Here is an 18,932-nt window from a genome sequence, read left to right as displayed (position 1 = left end):
TGTTTTATTTTTATGAGACAAATATAGGCTTTCGATCTTAAAATAAAGAGAAAATTATGAATTCAAATGAAAAATCTAACGGGACAAGCATACCGGAGAAATTCTTGTCTCCATACGACCACATAGACACAGAAGATCGCATATATGATATGTGGCAAAAAAGCGGACTTTTTAATCCAGATATTTGTATAGAAAAAGGTTTTACAGACAAAGACGCCGAGATTTTCTCTATTGTTCTCCCTCCTCCAAACGTAACAGGAACACTGCACACAGGACACGCTTCTATGCTCGCAATAGAAGACATAATGGTTCGTTTCGCTAGAATGCGAGGACTCAGGACACTTTGGATACCAGGAACAGATCATGCAGCCATAGCAACACAGTCAAAAGTAGAAAAAGAGTTGGCAAAAGAAAAAATTAGAAAACAAGATTTGGGACGTGAAGAATTCTTGAAAAGAGTTGAGAAGTTCGCACAGGACTCTCACGACACTATCATTTCTCAATGTATAAAGATGGGTGCATCACTCGACTGGTCACGAGAAGCTTACACACTAGACGAAACAAGACATGAAGCTGTCTTCTCTGCGTTTAAAAAGATGTATGACGACGGACTTATATACAGAAAAGAAAGAATAGTAAACTGGGATCCAAAAGGTCAAACGACTATTTCCGATGACGAAATAGTTAGAGAAGAAAGAAAAAGTAAAATGTACACTTTCAAATACTCTAACGACTTCCCCTTCCCTATAGCAACAACAAGACCAGAAACAAAACTTGGAGATACTGCAGTTGCTGTACACCCAGATGATGCTAGATATAAAGAATACGTAGGCAAAGAATATTCTTTCGAGTTTGCAGGCGAAACTGTAACTGTAAAAATAATTGCCGACGAAGAAGTCGATCCAGAGTTTGGAGTTGGCGCTCTTGGTGTTACTCCAGCGCATAGTCAAACAGACTGGGAAATCGCGGAAAGACACAACCTACCAATGAAACAAGTTATAAACGAATACGCCAAGATGACAGTTGGTATGGAAGGAGTAAAAGATACAAAAGTTGAAGCAGCGCGAGAAGCTGTTGTTGAGTGGCTACGAAAAGAAAACCTTCTAATAAATGAAGAAGAGGTTGTGCAAAGCGTTGCAACAGCAGAACGTACTGGCGGGATTATAGAACCACTACCTAAAATGCAATGGTGGGTTGATGTAAACAAGAAAAACGAAACAGGAAAAAGTCTCAAAGATCTAATGTTAGATGTTGTAAAAGAGAGCGAAATAAACATAATGCCAGAAAGATATGAGAGAGTTTATACAAACTGGATAGAAAACTTGCGTGACTGGAATATCTCTAGACAAATATGGTATGGGCACAGAGTTCCAGCTTGGCACAAAGACGGAAAAATAGAAGTTTCAAAAACTTCTCCTGGAGACGGCTGGGTACAAGACGAAGATACACTAGACACTTGGTTTTCTTCCGGTCTTTGGACATTCTCTACGCTTCTAGACAAAGAAGTTTATGATATAGATCTCAAGAAATGGCTCGCGAATTCGAAAGATAGCATATACCACCCAACAACTGTTCTCGAAACTGGTTATGACATAATTTTTTTCTGGGTTGCAAGAATGGTTCTTATGACAAAATACCTAATAGGAGAAATACCGTTCAAGAACGTATATCTACACGGGCTCGTTCGTGACAAACAAGGAAGAAAGATGAGTAAATCTCTAGGAAACACACTAGACCCAGTAGATGTTATAAAAGACTACGGTGCTGACGCGCTACGTATGGGTCTAATCGTTGGCATAGGACCAGGAGGAGACAACAACTTGAGCGAAGAAAAAATCAAAGCTTACAAAAAGTTTGGTAACAAGATATGGAACGCTACAAGATTTGTTTTAGAAAATACTTCTGACTTCGATACTTCTATTACTCCAAAACTAGATCCTTCTCACCAAGAATATATAGACGAGTGGCAAAAACTTTTGGAAGAAATTACAAAAGAAATGACAGAATACAAGTTATACCTAGTCGGCGAGAAGCTTTACCACTTCTTCTGGCACAGATTTGCTGATATCATAATAGAAGAGTGTAAAAAAGACATGAATGACTCTGCAAAATATACGCTTCTGTATCTACTAAAAGAACAGATCAAAGCGCTTCATCCATTCATGCCATTTGTAACAGAAGAAATATGGTCACTCTTGGGACACGATAGTCCTCTTATGGTAGAGAAATGGAGTATCAAAGCATAAACAATATATTGGTTGCTATAGCAAGTGGAATCATTCCAGCTCTAGTCTGGCTATGGTTTTGGCTCAAAGAAGATGACAAAAGACCCGAACCAAAAGGTCTTTTGTTTTTGGCATTCCTAGGAGGAATGATAGCTGTACCACTTGTCTTGCCTATACAGGAGTTTTTGAGCAGTATTTCTATCGACGACAAAACATTTGTCGGACTTGCTGCAGCATCAGAAGAAATCCTAAAATTCTTGATGTTCATAATAATAATCTTGCCTAGTGGCAAGGCAGACGAACCTATAGACTTCCCTATCTATTTTATAACGATTGCTCTTGGATTTTCTGCGCTAGAAAACTCTATGTTCTTGTTTGATCCGATAACAACACAAGACACTACAGTTAGTCTTCTTACAGGCGGACTCAGATTCTTGGGTGCATCAATCCTGCACACTATATCGAGTGCAGCAATAGGTATAGGCATGGGACTAGGGTTTAGATATCTAAAAATAGTCAGAGTCTTTTATAGTATTGTGGGGATTATGGTGGCAATTTTATTGCACGGAACGTTTAATTTCCTTATAATTAATGATACAGGAGAACAATTCTGGAGACTTTATGGCGTTCTATGGGTTCTCGCAATTGTTAGTATGCTATTCTTCGAAAGACTTAGAAGAATATCTGACGCTATTTATTACAAAGAAAACATTCAGCCGACAATAAATTAATTATTATGATAAAAAAAAGAAAATCTCTCTTCGAAAGACTGACAGGAAGTATTCGCTTTGACGAAGACTTGATGGAAGACGATGATGTGTTCGCACAGGAAGAAGAAAAACCTCTAGCACAAAAAGACGTAAGAACACTCAAGGTTAAATCCCAAAGCCCACAATCTCAAATTGTGGTAGAAGAAGAAGACGCGTGGCAAGAAGAAGAGGGTCAACTAACTGTAGACGTATACCAAACACCAGGAGAAATAATAGTACAAACAATGGTGGCTGGAGTGAGGCCAGAAGACTTGGGTATAAGCATAACTAGAGACTCAATTGTTATAAAAGGACGAAGAGAAGAAAATCGTGCCATACCAGAACAAGATTATTTCACAAAGGAACTATATTGGGGTGCATTCTCTAGAACTATAATTCTCCCACAAGAAATCGAACCAGAAAGAGCCGAAGCGATAGAAAAACACGGACTTCTAACAATAAGACTTCCAAAGATAGACAAAGACAAACAAACAACTATCAAGGTAAAATCACTATAAATAAAAAACCACCCATATACGGGTGGTTTTGTTATGTCTTTGATATTCGAATATTAATTTATAAAAATTAAAAAAGAGCTCATCCAAGACAAGCTCTTTTGTATTTTCATGAGTACTCATTTTTGAGACCCATAATGAGACCCATAATGAGACCCGCAGTGAGACCCCAAGTGAGACCCCAAGTGAGACCCCAAATGAGACCCACAATGAGACCCGCAGTGAGACCCGCAATGAGACCCGCAATGAGACCCCAAAGACCCCAAATGAGACCCACAATGAGACCCGCAATGAGACCTTTCTCTTTCTTTAATTCCTTAAATATATTAAAAAAAAGACAGATATTTAACGCCACTAGGGCGTACGATATTACGGGCACCCACATCAACCCTATTTGGCTTACGCTTAAAATTGAAGCATCTGCTTCCTCAATCAAAATAAATATCTGCTTAAAGGTTGGCAATAAATAGCCTATCCATTGGAGATAGCTGAAGCCAGCTACCACAAGCAGTCCAATAAATGACCAGATCGATCGTTTAGAGATTGAAATTACCACTTTATCTACAGAAGTGGTAGGGTTTTCAACTGTTTCATTATTATTCGACATGATAAAGTATTTTAAGTTAAAGATCATAAACTATCTCTAACATTATAGTATAATAATACTTTTATGTCAAGAACATCTTTGGGGTGAAGCTAGCCCAAATCGGAGGTTGACCCTATATAATACTTGCCATCCTTTAAGCTTTTTAAAATGTAAGTGTAGTGTACCATTTTTTAAAATTAGAATTGACTAGGTTATATCTTGTGCTCGGGGGCAGACTCGAACTGCCGACACCTCGCTCTTCAGGCGAGTGCTCTAACCAAAGCCGACGATTCTGTCGGCTCTCCGTGCTCCCGACGACCACATGTCGGGACGTCGGTACTGAGCATACACATCTAATCTTATTTACAAAGTGCTCGGGGGCAGACTCGAACTGCCGACACCTCGCTCTTCAGGCGAGTGCTCTAACCAACTGAGCTACCCGAGCACTTTGTAAACAAATTTTTATTTTCAACGTTAGGGTTTTATTTTAATAAAACCATCTTCAACAATTTTTTGTAAATAATCTTTTCGTTTGAGTTTTTTCAATTTTGATTCAACACTCCTGGCATCTTTCAAAGTATCATATTCTTGAGACAATAAAAGACTATCAAACTTCAACCTATATGTCGAAGGAGTATTCCCACCTTTATGGTGTTTTAATCTTTGCTCTAAATTGATAGTGCTACCAATATAAAACTTACCAGATTTAGTTTTTAATATATACACCCACGCCATATTCTGAGCCCCGACGTTCTACTTTGTAGAAGTACGGGACCCCGACCATAGCGTCGGGGCTACCTGAGCATCTAAGAAAGAAAGGGCTACTGCCCTAGTCCTTCTAGTAAAGAATTTATATCAAAATTTCCGCCTTTTAACAAATTTCCAGCCTCTTGATTTGTATTGGAAATGTTGGATGGTATTTCACCTATACCGCCCAGAGTATCTTGAATTCCAGAATAGGCGTCCATAACCTGACTTATATATGGATTTATATAGTAGTAAGCACCGGCTGTAAGAGCTATGATAACCACAATATAAAGCAACCTAAAAATCTGAGATCTTCTCTGTGAGCCTCTTATGTGTCTAAGCATTTTGTTATTCTCCTCCAAAAGCTCCAAGATCTCATCAATTTTTTTATTATTGTCTATTTCCATCCATTAAATTATATCAAAAATAAAGTTTAGTAGATAGATTTTGTGCCCCCGCCAGGAATTTCACCCCGCCTATTTCAGACAGGGCAAGCCCAGAACTATTCCTTCCTTCTTCACTAAAGTTTCGAAGGACAAAGTAGAACCCCCCCCGATATCAATGTCTCTAACAATTTGTGTCTCCGGCAGGAATCGAACCCACAACTACTCCTTAGGACGGAGCTGTTATATCCATTTAACTACGGAGACATGATACGGGGCGCGCGGAACTGTTCTACTGTGCCCCGTTGTGAGCTTTGCTCTACAACTGGGGTCCATTTAATCCCGACGAGTGAAGTTGTATGGACCCCGACCATAGCGTCGGGGCTACGGGGGCGTTTCTCTCAATCAAAAAACCGGCATAAACCGGTTTTCTGATTCTACATTAATTTATAAGTTTTTTAAAGCCCTAGAAGTTCTTCGATTTTCCCCTGATGGAATCCAACCATTATGTCATCTCCTATCTTGATTACAGGTACACCAAGTTGTCCAGTCATTTCAACCATTTCTTGTCTTTTTGCTGCATCAGAAGATACATCGTAATCTGTAAATTCGATGTTTTTTTCTCCTAAAAATTCTTTTGCCATATGACAAAAGTGACATGACGGTGTTGAATATATAGTTACTGATTTCATTTTGTTACAAGCCTAGCCATGCTACTTAATACTTATAAACAAGATACTTTTATCTTTACTCTTATATTATATCACCTCTGTCAAGTTTATCTAATCTTCTTTGGAGAACAGGTTTTTTATAAATCCAAAAGTAGTCTTTTCTTCTACTTCTTCTTCTTTATCTACTACCACTATAACTCCTTCACCATCTCTAGAAACATTATAATTTTCTCTTATTATTCTTTCTTTTTCGAGAGGGCTATCAAAAGAGATTATAGAGTCTTCTATTTTATCTTTGGACTTGTTTACAAGCTCGTTTTCTTGAACTGCTTGTATATACTTACCTTTTGCTATTTTATAACTCTCCAAGCTCCTAAAAACTCCCAAAAATATAAAAAAACAAAAAAAACAAAGGAGAAAAAAACAGACCTTCGATCCCCAAAAGCTACCCTTTTTTGATTCTTGATATTTTTTCATTAGACTGGTAATCTTCTTATATAGAAAACTATATCATAAAAGACTATGTTTAAACAAAAGCACAGAAAAATAATAATAAGAATTTGGGGAATAATAAGCATTCTTGTCATAATTTCTATGATAATGCTATTTATGCCTAGCTTGAGAGGATAAATCTACTTATCTCCTCCCCTTCTCATCATCTTCAGGAAAACGTCGTGAGGTATGTTTACCTTTGCACCTTCCTGCATTTTCTTCTTACCTTTCTTCTGTTTTTCTCTAAGTTTCATTTTTCGAGTGATATCTCCACCATACATGTGCTGAGTAACGTCCTTTCTGAAAGCTGAAAGCTTCCTAGAAGCAACTATTCTACCCAAAGCTCTACCTTGTATCTTTATGGCAACTTGTTGTCTTGGAAGAATTTTCTCTAGTGTCTCTACAGCTTCTTCGGCTTCTTCGTATGCTCTTCTTCTAGAAACAACCGAAGAAAAAGCAGGAACAACGTCTTCGTTTATAAGTATGTCTAGTCTCACAACGTCTGCAGGCAGGTCTCCAACTATTTCATAAGATATAGAGGCGTAGCCCTGAGTCGCGCTTTTTAGTTTGTCGAAAAAGTTTCTCATAAGCTCTCTTAGTGGCATAGAAACAGAAAGTTTGGCGTTTCCACCGCTCATGGTTTCGGTGTGAGTTATATCTCCTTCGTGTTCAAAAAGTAGACTCGAGATAGTTCCCAGATATTTGTCTGGAGAGATTATAACGATATCAGCCCAAGGCTCATGAACTTCTTTGACAGAACCGTCATCTGGAAATTTGTGAGGAGAATAAACTATCTCGCTTTCACCGTTTTTCTTGATAACGTTATAAGTTATAGACGGAGTCGTGATAACAAGATCGAGCTTGAACTCTCGCTTTAGTCTTTCTGTTACTATTTCAAGGTGAAGCATACCCAAAACACCTATTCTAAAACCTCTACCCAAAACTCCAGAAGATTCTTCTTCGAAAGTAAGTGAAGAATCAGAAAGTTGTAGTCTCTCTAGAGCTTGTCTTAGTATTGTAAAATCATCTTGGCTCTCCGGAAAAATAGATGCCCAAACAACAGGGTTTGGTTTTTCGTAACCAGAAAGTGGTTTTGCTTTTTGTTTTGTTAGTGTAAGCGTGTCTCCAACTGATGCGATCTTTGGTTTTTTGATACCAGTGACTATATAACCTATTTCTCCTGAACCTAGTGAAGAAACAGGTAGTTCTTCTGGTTTTGTTACTCCAACTTCATTTACGATAAAAGACTCGTTTGAAGCAAGAAATGTAAGCGTATCGCCCTTTTTGACCGAACCGCTGAAAACTCTCATGTATACAACGATACCCCTGTGACTAGAGTAACTAAAATCAAAAACTAGAGATTGGAGCATATCTGTATCGCTCTTTTTAGGAGCTGGTACTGTATCGACTATCTTTCTTAGAAGATCTTCTACGCCCTCACCAGTTTTACCAGAAACCTTCATAACCTCTTTTGGATCGCAATCTAGAAGTTTTGCAATTTCAGAAGAAACCTCTTCTGGTCTAGAAAGTGGCGAATCAACCTTGGAAATAGCTGGGATTATAACAAGCCCAGCCTTCTTGGCCATCTCTAGAGTGGTCATAGTTTGCGCCTGAACGCCCTGAGTGGAGTCTACGAGTAATATCGCACCCTCTACAGCCTTCATAGCCCTAGAAACCTCATATGAGAAGTCTATGTGTCCAGGAGTGTCTATAAGATTGAGAATGTATTTATCTTTGCCAAGTTTGTATTCCATCCTGGCTGGCTGCATCTTGATCGTGATTCCCCTCTCTCTTTCTAGTTCCATCGAATCTAGAACCTGGTCTTTCATCTTTCTTTTTTCTACAGTACCAGTAACTTCAAGAAACCGGTCTGCCAGAGTGGATTTACCGTGATCTATGTGGGCTATTATAGAGAAATTTCTTATGTTATTTATATCCATAAACAAGTCGATACTACCAGAAAAAGCCTTTTTTGAAAACTAATTTAACTCTTCTGTATCGTAGAATACTAGTTGTTTTTTGACGTTTAGTTTGCTCTTTATAGACTTCATGATATGGAAGTATTCTTCGTTTTTTAGAATCTGGAGAGATGTAGCGGTTGCGATTATACCGATAACCCCAGAAAGGAATCCTTGTATAAATATTTCATAGAATCGATCTATCTCAAACAAAGAAGAAGAAACCATGAGGAACATATAAGCAAATATACCTCCAAACAAAGCAGACGAAACAGAGTGTACAAGTGTTCGATTAAACGAATATCTCAAACCTTTCATATATTTCTTTTTGAAGAACATCCAAAGAAGAACACTATTTAGTATCGTACCTATAGAGTAAGCCATAGGCAGCATCAGAACTTCACCGCCCGGAACATCTTTGACCTTGAGAGTTACTTCTATAAATTCTCGGAAGTATGGATACACATGATAAAACTGAAGAAGAACTGGAACGAGAACAACTATAATCGTAGAAGATATGAGATTTATAACAAGAGGGATTTTTGTATTTGATGCAGCATAAAAACCTCGTACAAGTAGAACAATCGCACTTTGAGAAACAATAGAAACTGCAAAAAGTGCAAACGACGCAGCAGTTAGTCTCGTATCGCCCCAATCGAACTGTCCTGATCCAAGTATGACTCTAACAATCTGAGCTCGCAGAACGATGAAAAGAACCGCTATCGGAATAGACCAGAAAACAACCTGTCTCATAGAAGAAACAATGCTACTCAAAAATTCATCTATCTTTTTATCTTGGAAAGATTTTGTCAGAATCGGGAAAGTTGCAACAGCATACGATATACCTATTATTCCGAGTGGTACAGCTTGTATGTGCATAGAAAAGTTGTAGATAGAGATAGAACCCTCGCTTAGTTTAGAAGCAAACAAAACGATAACAATAAGAGAAACGTTGTTTAGAGAAAGAGCCAAAGTTCTAGGTATCGTAACCTTACCAACCCTCCTAACGAGTGGCCAGTCAATATCGAAAGTTATTTTGGGTACAGCTTTATACTTGAAAACAACTGGAAGCTGAACAAAGGCATGCATAAGTGATCCTATAACAACTCCGAGTGCTAGACCTTCTATGCCCATAGGTACATACAAAAATACTCCGACAATTATACCTAGGTTATAAAAAACTGGGGCCAGAGCATAAGGCATAAACTTGTTGAACATCTGCGTTATAGAACCAAACAAGTTTGAAATACCTAGAAACAGTGGAGAAAACAGCATGATCCTAGTTATGGTTACGTACAACTCTCTTGCTTCTTCATCGAAACCTGGAACCAAAGCCTTTGAAATAAGTGGAGCAAACAAAAAGACGATCGCAATAGAAATCGTCATTATAAAGAAAAAAGTTGTTGTAACACTGTTTATGAGTTTTCTAGAATTACCAACGCCTTTTGTATCACCTCTCATCTCTACCAGAAAAGGAAGAAGTATCGTAACAGAAGTAATAGACGCCATCGTTACAAAAAGAAGATCTGGCATTCTAAATGCAGCGTAGTATATGTCGAGCGTTTCAGAGGGTCCTATATAGAAAGCGAGTAGTTTGTCTCGAACAAGACCAAAAATTTGTGACAAAAAAGAAAAAAGACCCAGTATAAGTGCTGCCTTACTAGTGGTACTAAATTCTTTGCTAAGTACGTGTACAATCCTCTCAACCATAAATTACTCTTCGGAAGATTCTTCTTCTGGAGAAGTCTCTTCTACGACAGGCTTACTCTTGAGACCAAGAAGATAGTTTATATAGTCTATATTTCCTCTCAGTGAATTCTCGTCACTTATAAGCATATCTAGACCATCATTTATACCATATTTTGAATAAAAGCTAGCAAGGACATTTGAAAGCTCAAAGCTTCTACCAGAAAGCAAGTATGCTGTTTCGTATGCACTCCTAGCTTTTGTTTTGTCACCAGACAAATCATATACTTCTCCCAAAATCTGGAAAGAAGTTATGCTCGGTATATTCTCCACCATTGCTTCAGCAAGTCTAACAGCATCTTTGTAGTTCTCTATACTACTTTCTAGTGATATCAAGAAAACAAATGCATCTCCATAATTGTTTTTTATAGAAAGTGCTTTTTCTCCCATAGATCTTGCAAGAGCCACATCATCTTTTCTAAGAGCAGCTTCTCCTTCGAAAAGATATATAGACGGATCGTTTGGTCGGAACTCTAGAGCTTTGTCAAAGGCGACTATAGAGTTTTGGTAAAACTGTTCGTTGTCTTTTGAAATAAAGTTTTTGTATAAGTTGCCTAGGAACGCCCAATTGTCTGCGTTTCTTGCGTCATACTCTATTGCCCGAAGAGCATAACTCTCTGCACTAGAGAAAATATTACTAGCACGATTTTCGTCTATCTGTGTTCCGTCAGCTTGCGCTCTACCGAGTATAGAAATTTCTGCTCTTGCTCTCTCTATAAGGGCAAAATCTGCGGGATTCGATCTCGATGCCTTGTCTGTAAATAAGTAGTATGAATCTAGGTTCCCTGCCCTAGCACTATTTATAGCTTTTTGATAAAAGAAGTTTCCAGTCATCCGAGAAGAAACACCTGCTATAGAAAAGACTGCAAATATAGAAAGGAATATGCCAAAAATCATAGAAACAAATGCAAGTCTTGGATCCTTGGAAATATCTATTCTAAAAGTTTTTCCGATGCCAAGGAATCTCTGTGACGCAAGTACAAGTGCGTAGCTCAAAACAAACAAAGCAACCGTTGGTACAGAACCAGAATAAAGTAGTAGTATTGCAAAACTATAAAGCATCATGATAGGTGGAAGAATCAAAAAGATATTTTTTCTATTTTCACTCTTGTCACTAACCACCATCATAGAAACTCGACAAGCCATGATTAATCCATGAATCAAAAATATCGTCAAAGCAACTCCGACAATAAGACCAAGTTCTCCAAAAAGAGTCATTATATAACCAAAACCATTTGAAAAACTCGAGAACGCAATATCGGAAGAAATAACTGCTTCTGGTCTATACAAATTCCAAGAATTAGAGAAGCTGTTTATACCAGAACCGACAAGGAATCCCTCACCACCCCAACTACTTTTTATGACAGAAGTAGTTGAACTAAAAGATGGTCTTATATCTACAAAAGAAAGTCCAAAAGTGTTCCCCAAGAAATTACTGAAGTATCCGCCCACGAAAAGAAGTAGTGCTACAAGTATGATCGAAAAGAACGCGTAAAATGGCGCTCTAGCTTCTCTGTGTCCAGGAAGAAGTGTCTTGAGAGAGATAACCGATAGTGAAGTAAGTCCCACAGCTACAAGTATCGCCTCGTTTCTAACAAGGGTAAAAATAAGTAGTGACAAAATTGCCAATATATAAGATAAAACTTTTTCTGTTTTGTTTAGTTTGAAAAACTCGAGCGAAACCATAACAAACACAAACATAAGTCCAGCCAATACAGAAAGTGCCGCCCATGAACCTACAGGATTTATAAACTCACCAGAAAATATATCTACTCCAGAAACCTGCAAGAAAGAAAGGCTAGCTGCAATAAGAAAGACAATGAGTGGCAAAAATAGTAGTGTCGTTATCCTCCTTTCTGAATTTACAAAAAATGGCGCTGAAGAAATATATACAATACTAGAAAAAAGAAATATATACGTGTTTGGACTAAAATCGCTTCCCAAAAAAGATCTAGAAAAAGAGTTTGTCAAAAACAAAAGTAACGATAGTGGTACAACCAATAAAATAACACTATAAAGAAACGGCCTGCTAGAAAAGGAAAATCTGTTTCTAAATAAAACAAGTGAGACAGTTGCTATAAATATAACCAATGCAAATAGTGAGTAGAAAAAACCTTTTGAAGCAGAATCTATAAGAGAAGTGTCGGGTAAGAAAAATGTCATAGACAAAAACATACCCAAAGACAAGAACAAAAATAGCAGTCTATCTCCTCTCGTTATTTTTCTAGAGATTTTTTTTAGCATAATCTAAACTAAAGTATAAACAAAACTAACTCTTTTGTCATACGACAATGTTAACAATCTTCTTGCTTACGTAGATAAATTTCTTGATTTCTTTTCCTTCTAACCATGGTTTTATCTTGTCTATAGACATAACCTTCTCTCTCACTGATTCTTCTGTATCTTCGTCTCCAACCTCTACTTCACCACGAACCTTGCCGTTAATCTGAATACCAATCATAACGGTCTCGTCTTTTGTCATGCTCTCATCGTATTCTGGCCAAGAAGAAAGGTGGATACTTTCTGTTCCTTGTTCTGAGCCTGACGAAGAATGTCCAAAAGATTGCCATAACTCTTCTGTTATGTGTGGTGCAAATGGTGAAAGAAGACGAAGCAGGGCTTTATAAGAAGCTTCTACTATCTTATCCTCTCCTTCCAAAGCGTTGGATAGTATCATCATCTTGGATATAGCAGTGTTAAACTTGAACTCTTCCATGTCACTCGTGACGCCTTTGATTGTTTTGTGTACAAGTGGGTCTGTACGACAAACTTTTTTCTCTGGATCTATTTTTTCTTTCAATTTCCAAACTCTTTCTAGAAATCTTCTCACACCTACAACCCCGTTTGGATCCCACGGATAGTTTACAGTCACTCCGTATGGCCCCATAAAACAAAGGTACAATCGCACCGTATCTGCACCAAGCCTATCTACAACTTCGTCTGGATTTATGACGTTTCCTTTTGATTTACTCATCTTGTTTCCATCTGGACCAAGTATAAGCCCTCTGTTTCGTCTCATCTTATATGCCTCGTTATCTTTTACTAGTCCGAGATCATAAAGAGCTTTTGTCCAGAATCGTGAATATAGTAAGTGCATAGTTGTATGCTCTGCTCCTCCCATGTACATATCTATCGGCATCCATGCATCCATACTATCTATCGATGCAAATTCTTTTTCGTTTTTGTTATCTAAGTATCTATAGAAATACCAAGAAGAATCTACAAATGTATCCATTGTTTCTACTTCTGGCTTCCAACCTTCGCCAAATATTTTTTCTGTTCGTTCAAAAAGCTCTTTGCTTCTTGCAAGAGGTGGTGTTCCGTCTGGAGTATGATCTACATCTGTCGGCAATATCCATGGCAAATGTTCGTCTGGGATCGCGTGAGCTTTTCCTTCCGGATCGTAAACTATAGGTATAGGACAACCCCAATATCTCTGGCGGCTTATTCCCCAGTCACGAAGTCTGTAAGTCTTTACCATTTTTCCTCCAACAAATTCTGTGATTTTTTTCTTAGCTTCTTCTGAAGTTATTTCATTAAAATTTCCAGAATTTATCAAAATTCCATTATCTGTATTAATTTTTCCTTCAAAGTAGTTACTTAGTATGTTTCCTTCTATTATTATTCCATCTTCCAAAAGCATCCTTATTGCCTCATCTTTTGGAAACCAGTTTCCAGGAACTTGAGGGTTTGAATTTTTATTCTCAATATCATAACTTGCGTAAAATATTTTTGTTAAACGTGAATTTTTTATAGCTTTGAAATCATAGCAATGTCTTGATGCCCCTATGAATTGTCCAATTTTTATATTTCGAAATGGAGTTTCTTCCATGATTTCTCTTGTAAGTGCAGAGATATCGTCTTCTGCATCTTCATATCCACCACCAGGAAGTGACCAGTAAGACTTTCCGCTTGGACCTATATCTCTTACTAAATATACATTTCCGTCCTTTTCTATAAAAGATTTAACAACATTTCTTGAAATAGCATCGTCTGTACACTCTCCGGTCGAATTCACAATAACTATTTTAGAATCTAATCCATATTTCTTTGCAAATTCAAAATCTCGCTCATCGTGAGCAGGTACCGCCATAACAGCACCTGTACCATACCCAGCAAGCACATAGTCTGCAATCCAAACTGGCACTTCTTCACCATTTGCTGGGTTTATTGCAGTTATACCTTTTAATTCTACGCCAGTTTTTCCTAGTCCTGAGCCAGTCGAAGGATCTTTTGAACCAATTTGTCTTTCTAGTTCTGACTTTTTCTTTGTTTCTTCTATATACTTTTCTACTTCTTCTTTGTTCTCTACTTGATCAAGAAGTTTATTTACTAGTGGGTGTTCTGGAGCAAGTACAACATATGTCACGCCAAATAGTGTGTCTGCGCGAGTGGTGAAAACACGAATTGAAAGAGGAAGAAATTCATATATATAAACAGTTGAATCGTTTGTTATGTGGTCGCCATAGTATTCTTGATACCTTGCAAGTCTTTTTTCTACTGAAGAATCTTTTTCGTGACCAGGATAATCAAGTGGCAAATCTCCTAATTTATGTTCCGAGACTTTTATTATTTTAGCTTTATCAAACTCTTTTTGATTACTTTCTTTGCCATCTGACCAATTAATCAAACTAACAATATCGCCAACAGAAACATTTTTAGCTTCCATTCTAAAGGTTGCTGTCTTCAAACCTTTTTCAATTAATTCAACAAGTTCTGGTCTAAACTTGAAATATTCATTTTTTACTTTTTCTTTTTCATAATTTAGAGAAAAACTTATCTCACTTCCTTCGCTTCTTCCTATCCATGCTTTTTGTGCATCTTTTATCGCATCTGGCCAATCTAGAATATCCAGATCGTCTATCAATCTATCGGCATATTTTGTAATACGAATCATCCACTGATCCTGGTTCTTCTGCTCTACTTCACTTCCACATCGCTCGCATTTGCCGTCTACAACTTGTTCATTGGCAAGAACTGTCTTGTCTTTGGGACACCAGTTTACCTTGGTAGTATCGCGATAAACCAAATCATTTTTTAGAAATTGGTTGAACATCCACTGTGTCCATTTGTAATAATTCGGGTCGCAAGAAACTACCTCTCTATCCCAGTCGAAACTTGCTCCCATTGTTTTGAATTGCCCACGCATCTTGTCCATCTGCTCATATGTCCAAACCTTTGGATCTGCGCCTAGTTTTATCGCTGCATTTTCTGCTGGTAGTCCAAACGCATCAAATCCCATAGGATAAAGTGAGTTGTATCCTTGCATCCTTTTATATCGTGCGAAAATATCTGGCACTGCAAACGCGTACCAGTGGCCAACATGCAAATCTCCAGATGGATATGTAAATTCTACTAGAGTATAGAAATTATCTTTGTTTTCTTCCTTGTCCGAAACAGTATAAATACCGTCTTTCTCCCACCTCTCTTGCCACTTACGTTCTATTCCTTTGTGATCATAGTTATTCATACTTAAATTAAATATTTCACCTTAGTGCATATATCTGTGCGCCCGCCGTAGCCTTGCCTTGTTCTTCGTAGACTTGGCGAAGAAGAAGCGAAGGAGGGCCATTTTTTTCTATGTTTTTATGGTCATATTTCCCCTCCATTGTCCCTCGATTATAGCAAAAAAACGTATATTTTTCGATAAATATTACAACTTGACACTATAGTTTATATGATGTAATATGGTGATAACTAAATTGGATCTTTCTTATGTCAGAAAAAAACAAAAAGCAGAAATGCTATACCTGTCCGACTGGGGCAACGATTTTCATCCCTGAAAAAAATGATGATATGAGTATCGTTGTCAAAAGAAGTGAAGGGAGAGCGTCTCCGCCATTTCTTATCCATAATTTCGATGATCCATGTCTATCAATTGTAGTAAAAATCCCCCGAATTTTTGAAGAGTAAAGAGATACTGATTTATATAAAACAAAGATTAATTTTTGTCTAGAAAATTAATCTTGAAAAAATAAATGCAATAAAAAAGAATACTAAAACTATAATAGACCTTTCTACAACCAAAATAAATCTTCGCTCTCTTAAAACTGATCTGAATATCAAAAATGTAAAAGGTATAGAGAGAACTATAGCTATGCCAATAGTGGCAAAACTATGAAAAAAAGAGGCTCTCTTAAAAAAAAGAATAAAAGTTACATTTATAAGTAAAATAATTGGTAGAGAAAGAAAGACTGAGTATATAAATTTGTATATCTTTTCTATAGTTTTCATATATTTAATATTGCACACTCGCTGTAAAAAATGAGGATAAAATGACAAAATAAATAAGAAGTATTGTTATTCTTTCAAATGACCTAAAGATACTATTATTTTTTTCGTATAACACAAAAAATAAAATACTAGATATAGTAAGCAGAAACAATCCTACATATCCATATGGTTTATCCTGAAAATCAAAAAAATCTCTTAAATTGTCACCAAAGATCATAGGTATACTTGCAGATAAACAAAAAGAAAATACGACTGACAAAACAAAACTATATGCTAATTTAAGAGAATATTTTACGTACTTTTGCATGTATTTCCATTATATCAAAAAAACAAAACAAATACAGAAAAAGCCCCGTGAAAACGGGGTTTTATTATATTTTGAATTCTATGACCTTGCCACCTTAATAAGTTCAAAACCCCATCGTTCGCTTTCGCTACTAGATGGGGTGTTGATTTTTTGCGATTTTACCGCGTGGCTCCAGTTCTGTTATTCCACTCGGGCCAGTGGCCGTTGGCCATTTTACCTCCGACGCAACGGTACCATCCCGTGTACCCATTTGCATCATGTTCGTACTGGTATTGACCAATAGTATGCCAAAACATATTGCCTCCTTTTTTTTGATTGTACTAGACAGCGTTAGAATAAAATCCTAGTTTCTCTACATACTAACACAATATTGTATTAATGTCAAATTAATTATATTTTGAATTCTATTACCCATTCGACAAGCTCAGGATGATTGAATTTAAAATATTTTTATATTTTAAATTCAATCACATCTCCGTCTTTTACGATATAGTCTTTCCCTTCCGTCCTAACTTTTCCCTTTGCTCTAGCTTCAGCATAAGAACCTGCATCAAGTAGATCTTTCCAGAAGACAACTTCTGCACGGATAAATTTGTCTTTGAAATCTGTATGTATAGCCATACCAGCAACTGGTGCAGTACTACCCTTCTTGATAGTCCACGCACGAGTTTCATCTGGACCAGTTGTTAGATATGTTTCTAATCCTAGAATTTCATAAGACCTTTTTATGAGATGGTCCACACCATCATCATCTCCGCCCATAGCTTCTCTCATCTCGTTTTTTTCTGAACCCTCGAAATCCTTGAGTTCATCTTCTATCTTGGCATCGAGTAGAACCCAACCAGCACCTGAAGACTCGATATAATCACAAAACTCTTTGAACTTTTCTGGATCAGACTCATCAAAGTTTTTGGCACCGGCTTTCTTGTTGAGGCCATAAATTATCTTTTTGGAAGTTAGAAAGTTCATGCTTTTTAGTTTTGCAGCCTCTTTCTCATCAAACTCGATTTCGTTTATCATCTTTTCTGATTCTAGAGCGGGGATTATTTTTTTCAAAATAGATTCTTCTAGTATCGCTTCCTTGTTGCCACTTCTCACATCTCTTGCTAGAGTTCCGATTCTTTTTTCTGCAACTTCTAGATCAGCAAGTATAAGTTCTAGATTTATAACCTTGATATCTCTGAGTGGGTCTATATTCCCATAGACATGAACAATATCGCCAGAAGGGGCTTGCCCGCCTGTAGCCTTGGCGGAGGCGGGAAAAAGTCTAACCATTTCTAGTATCGCATCTACTTCTCTTATATGAGACAGGAATTTATTTCCCAAGCCCTCTCCCTTGCTTGCACCTTCTACGAGTCCTGCTATATCGACAAACTCTATCGCTGCCGGTATAGACTTCTCGGAATTAGAAAACTTTGAAAGTAGTTCTACTCTTTCATCTGGCACAGGAACAATACCCACAGATGGGTCTATAGTACAAAACGGATAATTCTCAGCCGGAACACACTTTTTTGTAAGCGCATTGAAAAGCGTTGATTTACCTACATTGGGAAGTCCAACAATTCCTATCTTGAGCATAATAATAATTTAAAAATTAAAATTTAAAAGTCAAAAGTACAAATATGACTTATAACTTTTTCTTCAAACTAATAACACTTTTAGCGACCATTTTATTTATTTCATCTAACTCTTCTTTTAATGAATCAAAATCTTTTTTGTTTATTAAACTTGCATCAAATAAAAGTCTAAGCCAATAAACAGACTCGTTCCCACTTTTCAAGGCTATTTCGTAAAACCTTTTAAATTCCAATCTAGAACTTGAGGACTTTGCTTCAACAAGGTTTGCTCCGATAGATGTGCCAGATCTTATTATTTGATCTGATATAACCCAAGAACTTCTTTTTTGCGGTAACTTGTCACAAAGAAATATAACTTTTAAACCAAAATCATACGCTCTTTCAATTAAGTCTGTTTTGAATTTAACTTTTGAGTTTTGCATTATGATTTTTGACTTTTTTACTTGTTCATCATTTCAAAAAGTGGCATGAGCTCATCTCTGTGCTTCATGACTTCTTGTTTGTATTTACCCATAACCTGAACAGTTGCATACATCTCGGGCATGGTTTTTTTCTTTTCTTCTATTTCTTTTTGTATTTTCTCAAAAAGTGCTTTTACTTCTTTGTTTTCTTCTAGTTTTTTCATAGAGGCGATCAGTTCTGGGTTACCCTCTATCTTGCTTGCAAAATTCTCAGCATCTTCTTTTGAAACACCTTTTGCCCTAAGGGCGTTTTTCATTATAAATTTCTTGATTGACATAGC

General features: G+C 37.1%; 17 protein-coding genes and 3 tRNA genes. 4 read left to right on the top strand and 16 right to left on the bottom strand.

The genetic code is table 11. From position 1 onward, the window contains the following. Positions 1 to 56: 56 nt before the first annotated feature. The 3 genes from H6791_00410 to H6791_00400 are packed head-to-tail and all read left to right on the top strand — an operon-like array spanning position 57 to position 3,492. Positions 57 to 2,246 carry a valine--tRNA ligase gene (locus tag H6791_00410; protein USN94878.1) on the top strand — a complete coding sequence of 730 codons (2,190 nt, stop codon included), beginning with the start codon at positions 57 to 59 and terminating at the stop codon, positions 2,244 to 2,246. Then, positions 2,228 to 2,956 (top strand): PrsW family intramembrane metalloprotease, encoded by a 729-nt coding sequence (locus tag H6791_00405; GenBank protein ID USN94877.1) that lies wholly within the window; start codon positions 2,228 to 2,230, stop codon positions 2,954 to 2,956. Before H6791_00410 ends, H6791_00405 begins: the two co-directional genes overlap by 19 nt. A 5-nt stretch (positions 2,957 to 2,961) precedes the next feature. Next, on the top strand, positions 2,962 to 3,492 hold the full coding sequence (locus tag H6791_00400; GenBank protein ID USN94876.1) for an Hsp20/alpha crystallin family protein: 531 nt from the start codon (positions 2,962 to 2,964) through the stop codon (positions 3,490 to 3,492). Between the two features lie 106 nt (positions 3,493 to 3,598). Here the strand turns inward: H6791_00400 and H6791_00395 are convergent, their stop codons facing one another. From H6791_00395 to H6791_00335, 13 genes are all read right to left on the bottom strand, one after another. Further along, positions 3,599 to 4,123: a hypothetical protein gene (locus H6791_00395; protein USN94875.1), complete on the bottom strand. Its 525-nt coding sequence runs from the start codon at positions 4,121 to 4,123 to the stop codon at positions 3,599 to 3,601. 62 nt (positions 4,124 to 4,185) lie between these two features. Beyond that, on the bottom strand, positions 4,186 to 4,263 hold the full coding sequence (locus H6791_00390; protein ID USN95131.1) for a GIY-YIG nuclease family protein: 78 nt from the start codon (positions 4,261 to 4,263) through the stop codon (positions 4,186 to 4,188). A 37-nt stretch (positions 4,264 to 4,300) separates the two neighbouring features. Beyond that, positions 4,301 to 4,421, bottom strand: a tRNA-Phe gene (locus H6791_00385). A 25-nt stretch (positions 4,422 to 4,446) separates the two neighbouring features. Beyond that, a tRNA-Phe gene (locus tag H6791_00380) sits at positions 4,447 to 4,520 on the bottom strand. Positions 4,521 to 4,549: 29 nt separating this feature from the next. Further along, on the bottom strand, positions 4,550 to 4,810 hold the full coding sequence (locus H6791_00375; protein ID USN94874.1) for a GIY-YIG nuclease family protein: 261 nt from the start codon (positions 4,808 to 4,810) through the stop codon (positions 4,550 to 4,552). A gap of 86 nt (positions 4,811 to 4,896) precedes the next feature. Then, positions 4,897 to 5,229 carry a hypothetical protein gene (locus H6791_00370; GenBank protein USN94873.1) on the bottom strand — a complete coding sequence of 111 codons (333 nt, stop codon included), beginning with the start codon at positions 5,227 to 5,229 and terminating at the stop codon, positions 4,897 to 4,899. A 171-nt stretch (positions 5,230 to 5,400) separates the two neighbouring features. Continuing rightward, positions 5,401 to 5,472 (bottom strand) — tRNA-Arg (locus H6791_00365). Between the two features lie 191 nt (positions 5,473 to 5,663). Next, a complete protein-coding gene (locus H6791_00360) occupies positions 5,664 to 5,897 on the bottom strand; it encodes a glutaredoxin family protein (protein ID USN94872.1) in 234 nt (77 codons plus the stop codon). Between the two features lie 90 nt (positions 5,898 to 5,987). Next, positions 5,988 to 6,263, bottom strand: coding sequence for a hypothetical protein (locus H6791_00355; GenBank protein USN94871.1), 276 nt, complete (start codon positions 6,261 to 6,263; stop codon positions 5,988 to 5,990). Positions 6,264 to 6,508: 245 nt separating this feature from the next. After that, entirely contained in the window at positions 6,509 to 8,302 is a 1,794-nt protein-coding gene (gene lepA / locus H6791_00350) for an elongation factor 4 (GenBank protein ID USN95130.1), read from the bottom strand. 45 nt (positions 8,303 to 8,347) lie between these two features. Continuing rightward, positions 8,348 to 10,036, bottom strand: a complete 1,689-nt coding sequence (locus H6791_00345) for a murein biosynthesis integral membrane protein MurJ (protein USN94870.1) — start codon at positions 10,034 to 10,036, stop codon at positions 8,348 to 8,350. A 3-nt stretch (positions 10,037 to 10,039) separates the two neighbouring features. Then, positions 10,040 to 12,316, bottom strand: coding sequence for a hypothetical protein (locus H6791_00340; GenBank protein USN94869.1), 2,277 nt, complete (start codon positions 12,314 to 12,316; stop codon positions 10,040 to 10,042). A 37-nt stretch (positions 12,317 to 12,353) separates the two neighbouring features. Next, positions 12,354 to 15,542, bottom strand: coding sequence for a class I tRNA ligase family protein (locus H6791_00335; GenBank protein ID USN94868.1), 3,189 nt, complete (start codon positions 15,540 to 15,542; stop codon positions 12,354 to 12,356). Between the two features lie 245 nt (positions 15,543 to 15,787). Between H6791_00335 and H6791_00330 the strand changes: the two genes are divergently transcribed. After that, complete coding sequence (locus H6791_00330; GenBank protein USN94867.1) at positions 15,788 to 15,985, top strand: hypothetical protein; 198 nt, start codon at positions 15,788 to 15,790, stop codon at positions 15,983 to 15,985. Between the two features lie 1,078 nt (positions 15,986 to 17,063). On the opposite strand, the gene ychF is transcribed toward H6791_00330, so the two are convergent. Genes ychF through H6791_00315 form a run of 3 tightly spaced genes read right to left on the bottom strand, consistent with a single transcriptional unit; the run spans position 17,064 to position 18,929 of the window. After that, positions 17,064 to 18,191, bottom strand: a complete 1,128-nt coding sequence (gene ychF / locus H6791_00325) for a redox-regulated ATPase YchF (GenBank protein USN94866.1) — start codon at positions 18,189 to 18,191, stop codon at positions 17,064 to 17,066. A gap of 49 nt (positions 18,192 to 18,240) precedes the next feature. Beyond that, positions 18,241 to 18,612, bottom strand: a complete 372-nt coding sequence (locus H6791_00320; protein ID USN94865.1) for a four helix bundle protein — start codon at positions 18,610 to 18,612, stop codon at positions 18,241 to 18,243. Positions 18,613 to 18,629: 17 nt separating this feature from the next. Next, positions 18,630 to 18,929 (bottom strand): hypothetical protein, encoded by a 300-nt coding sequence (locus H6791_00315; protein ID USN94864.1) that lies wholly within the window; start codon positions 18,927 to 18,929, stop codon positions 18,630 to 18,632. Positions 18,930 to 18,932 lie beyond the last annotated feature (3 nt).

The organism is Candidatus Nomurabacteria bacterium, from assembly GCA_023898605.1.
Lineage (GTDB): Bacteria > Patescibacteriota > Minisyncoccia > Phycocordibacterales > UBA9973 > HK-STAS-PATE-34.
This window is presented reverse-complemented; position numbering and strand designations above follow the sequence as displayed.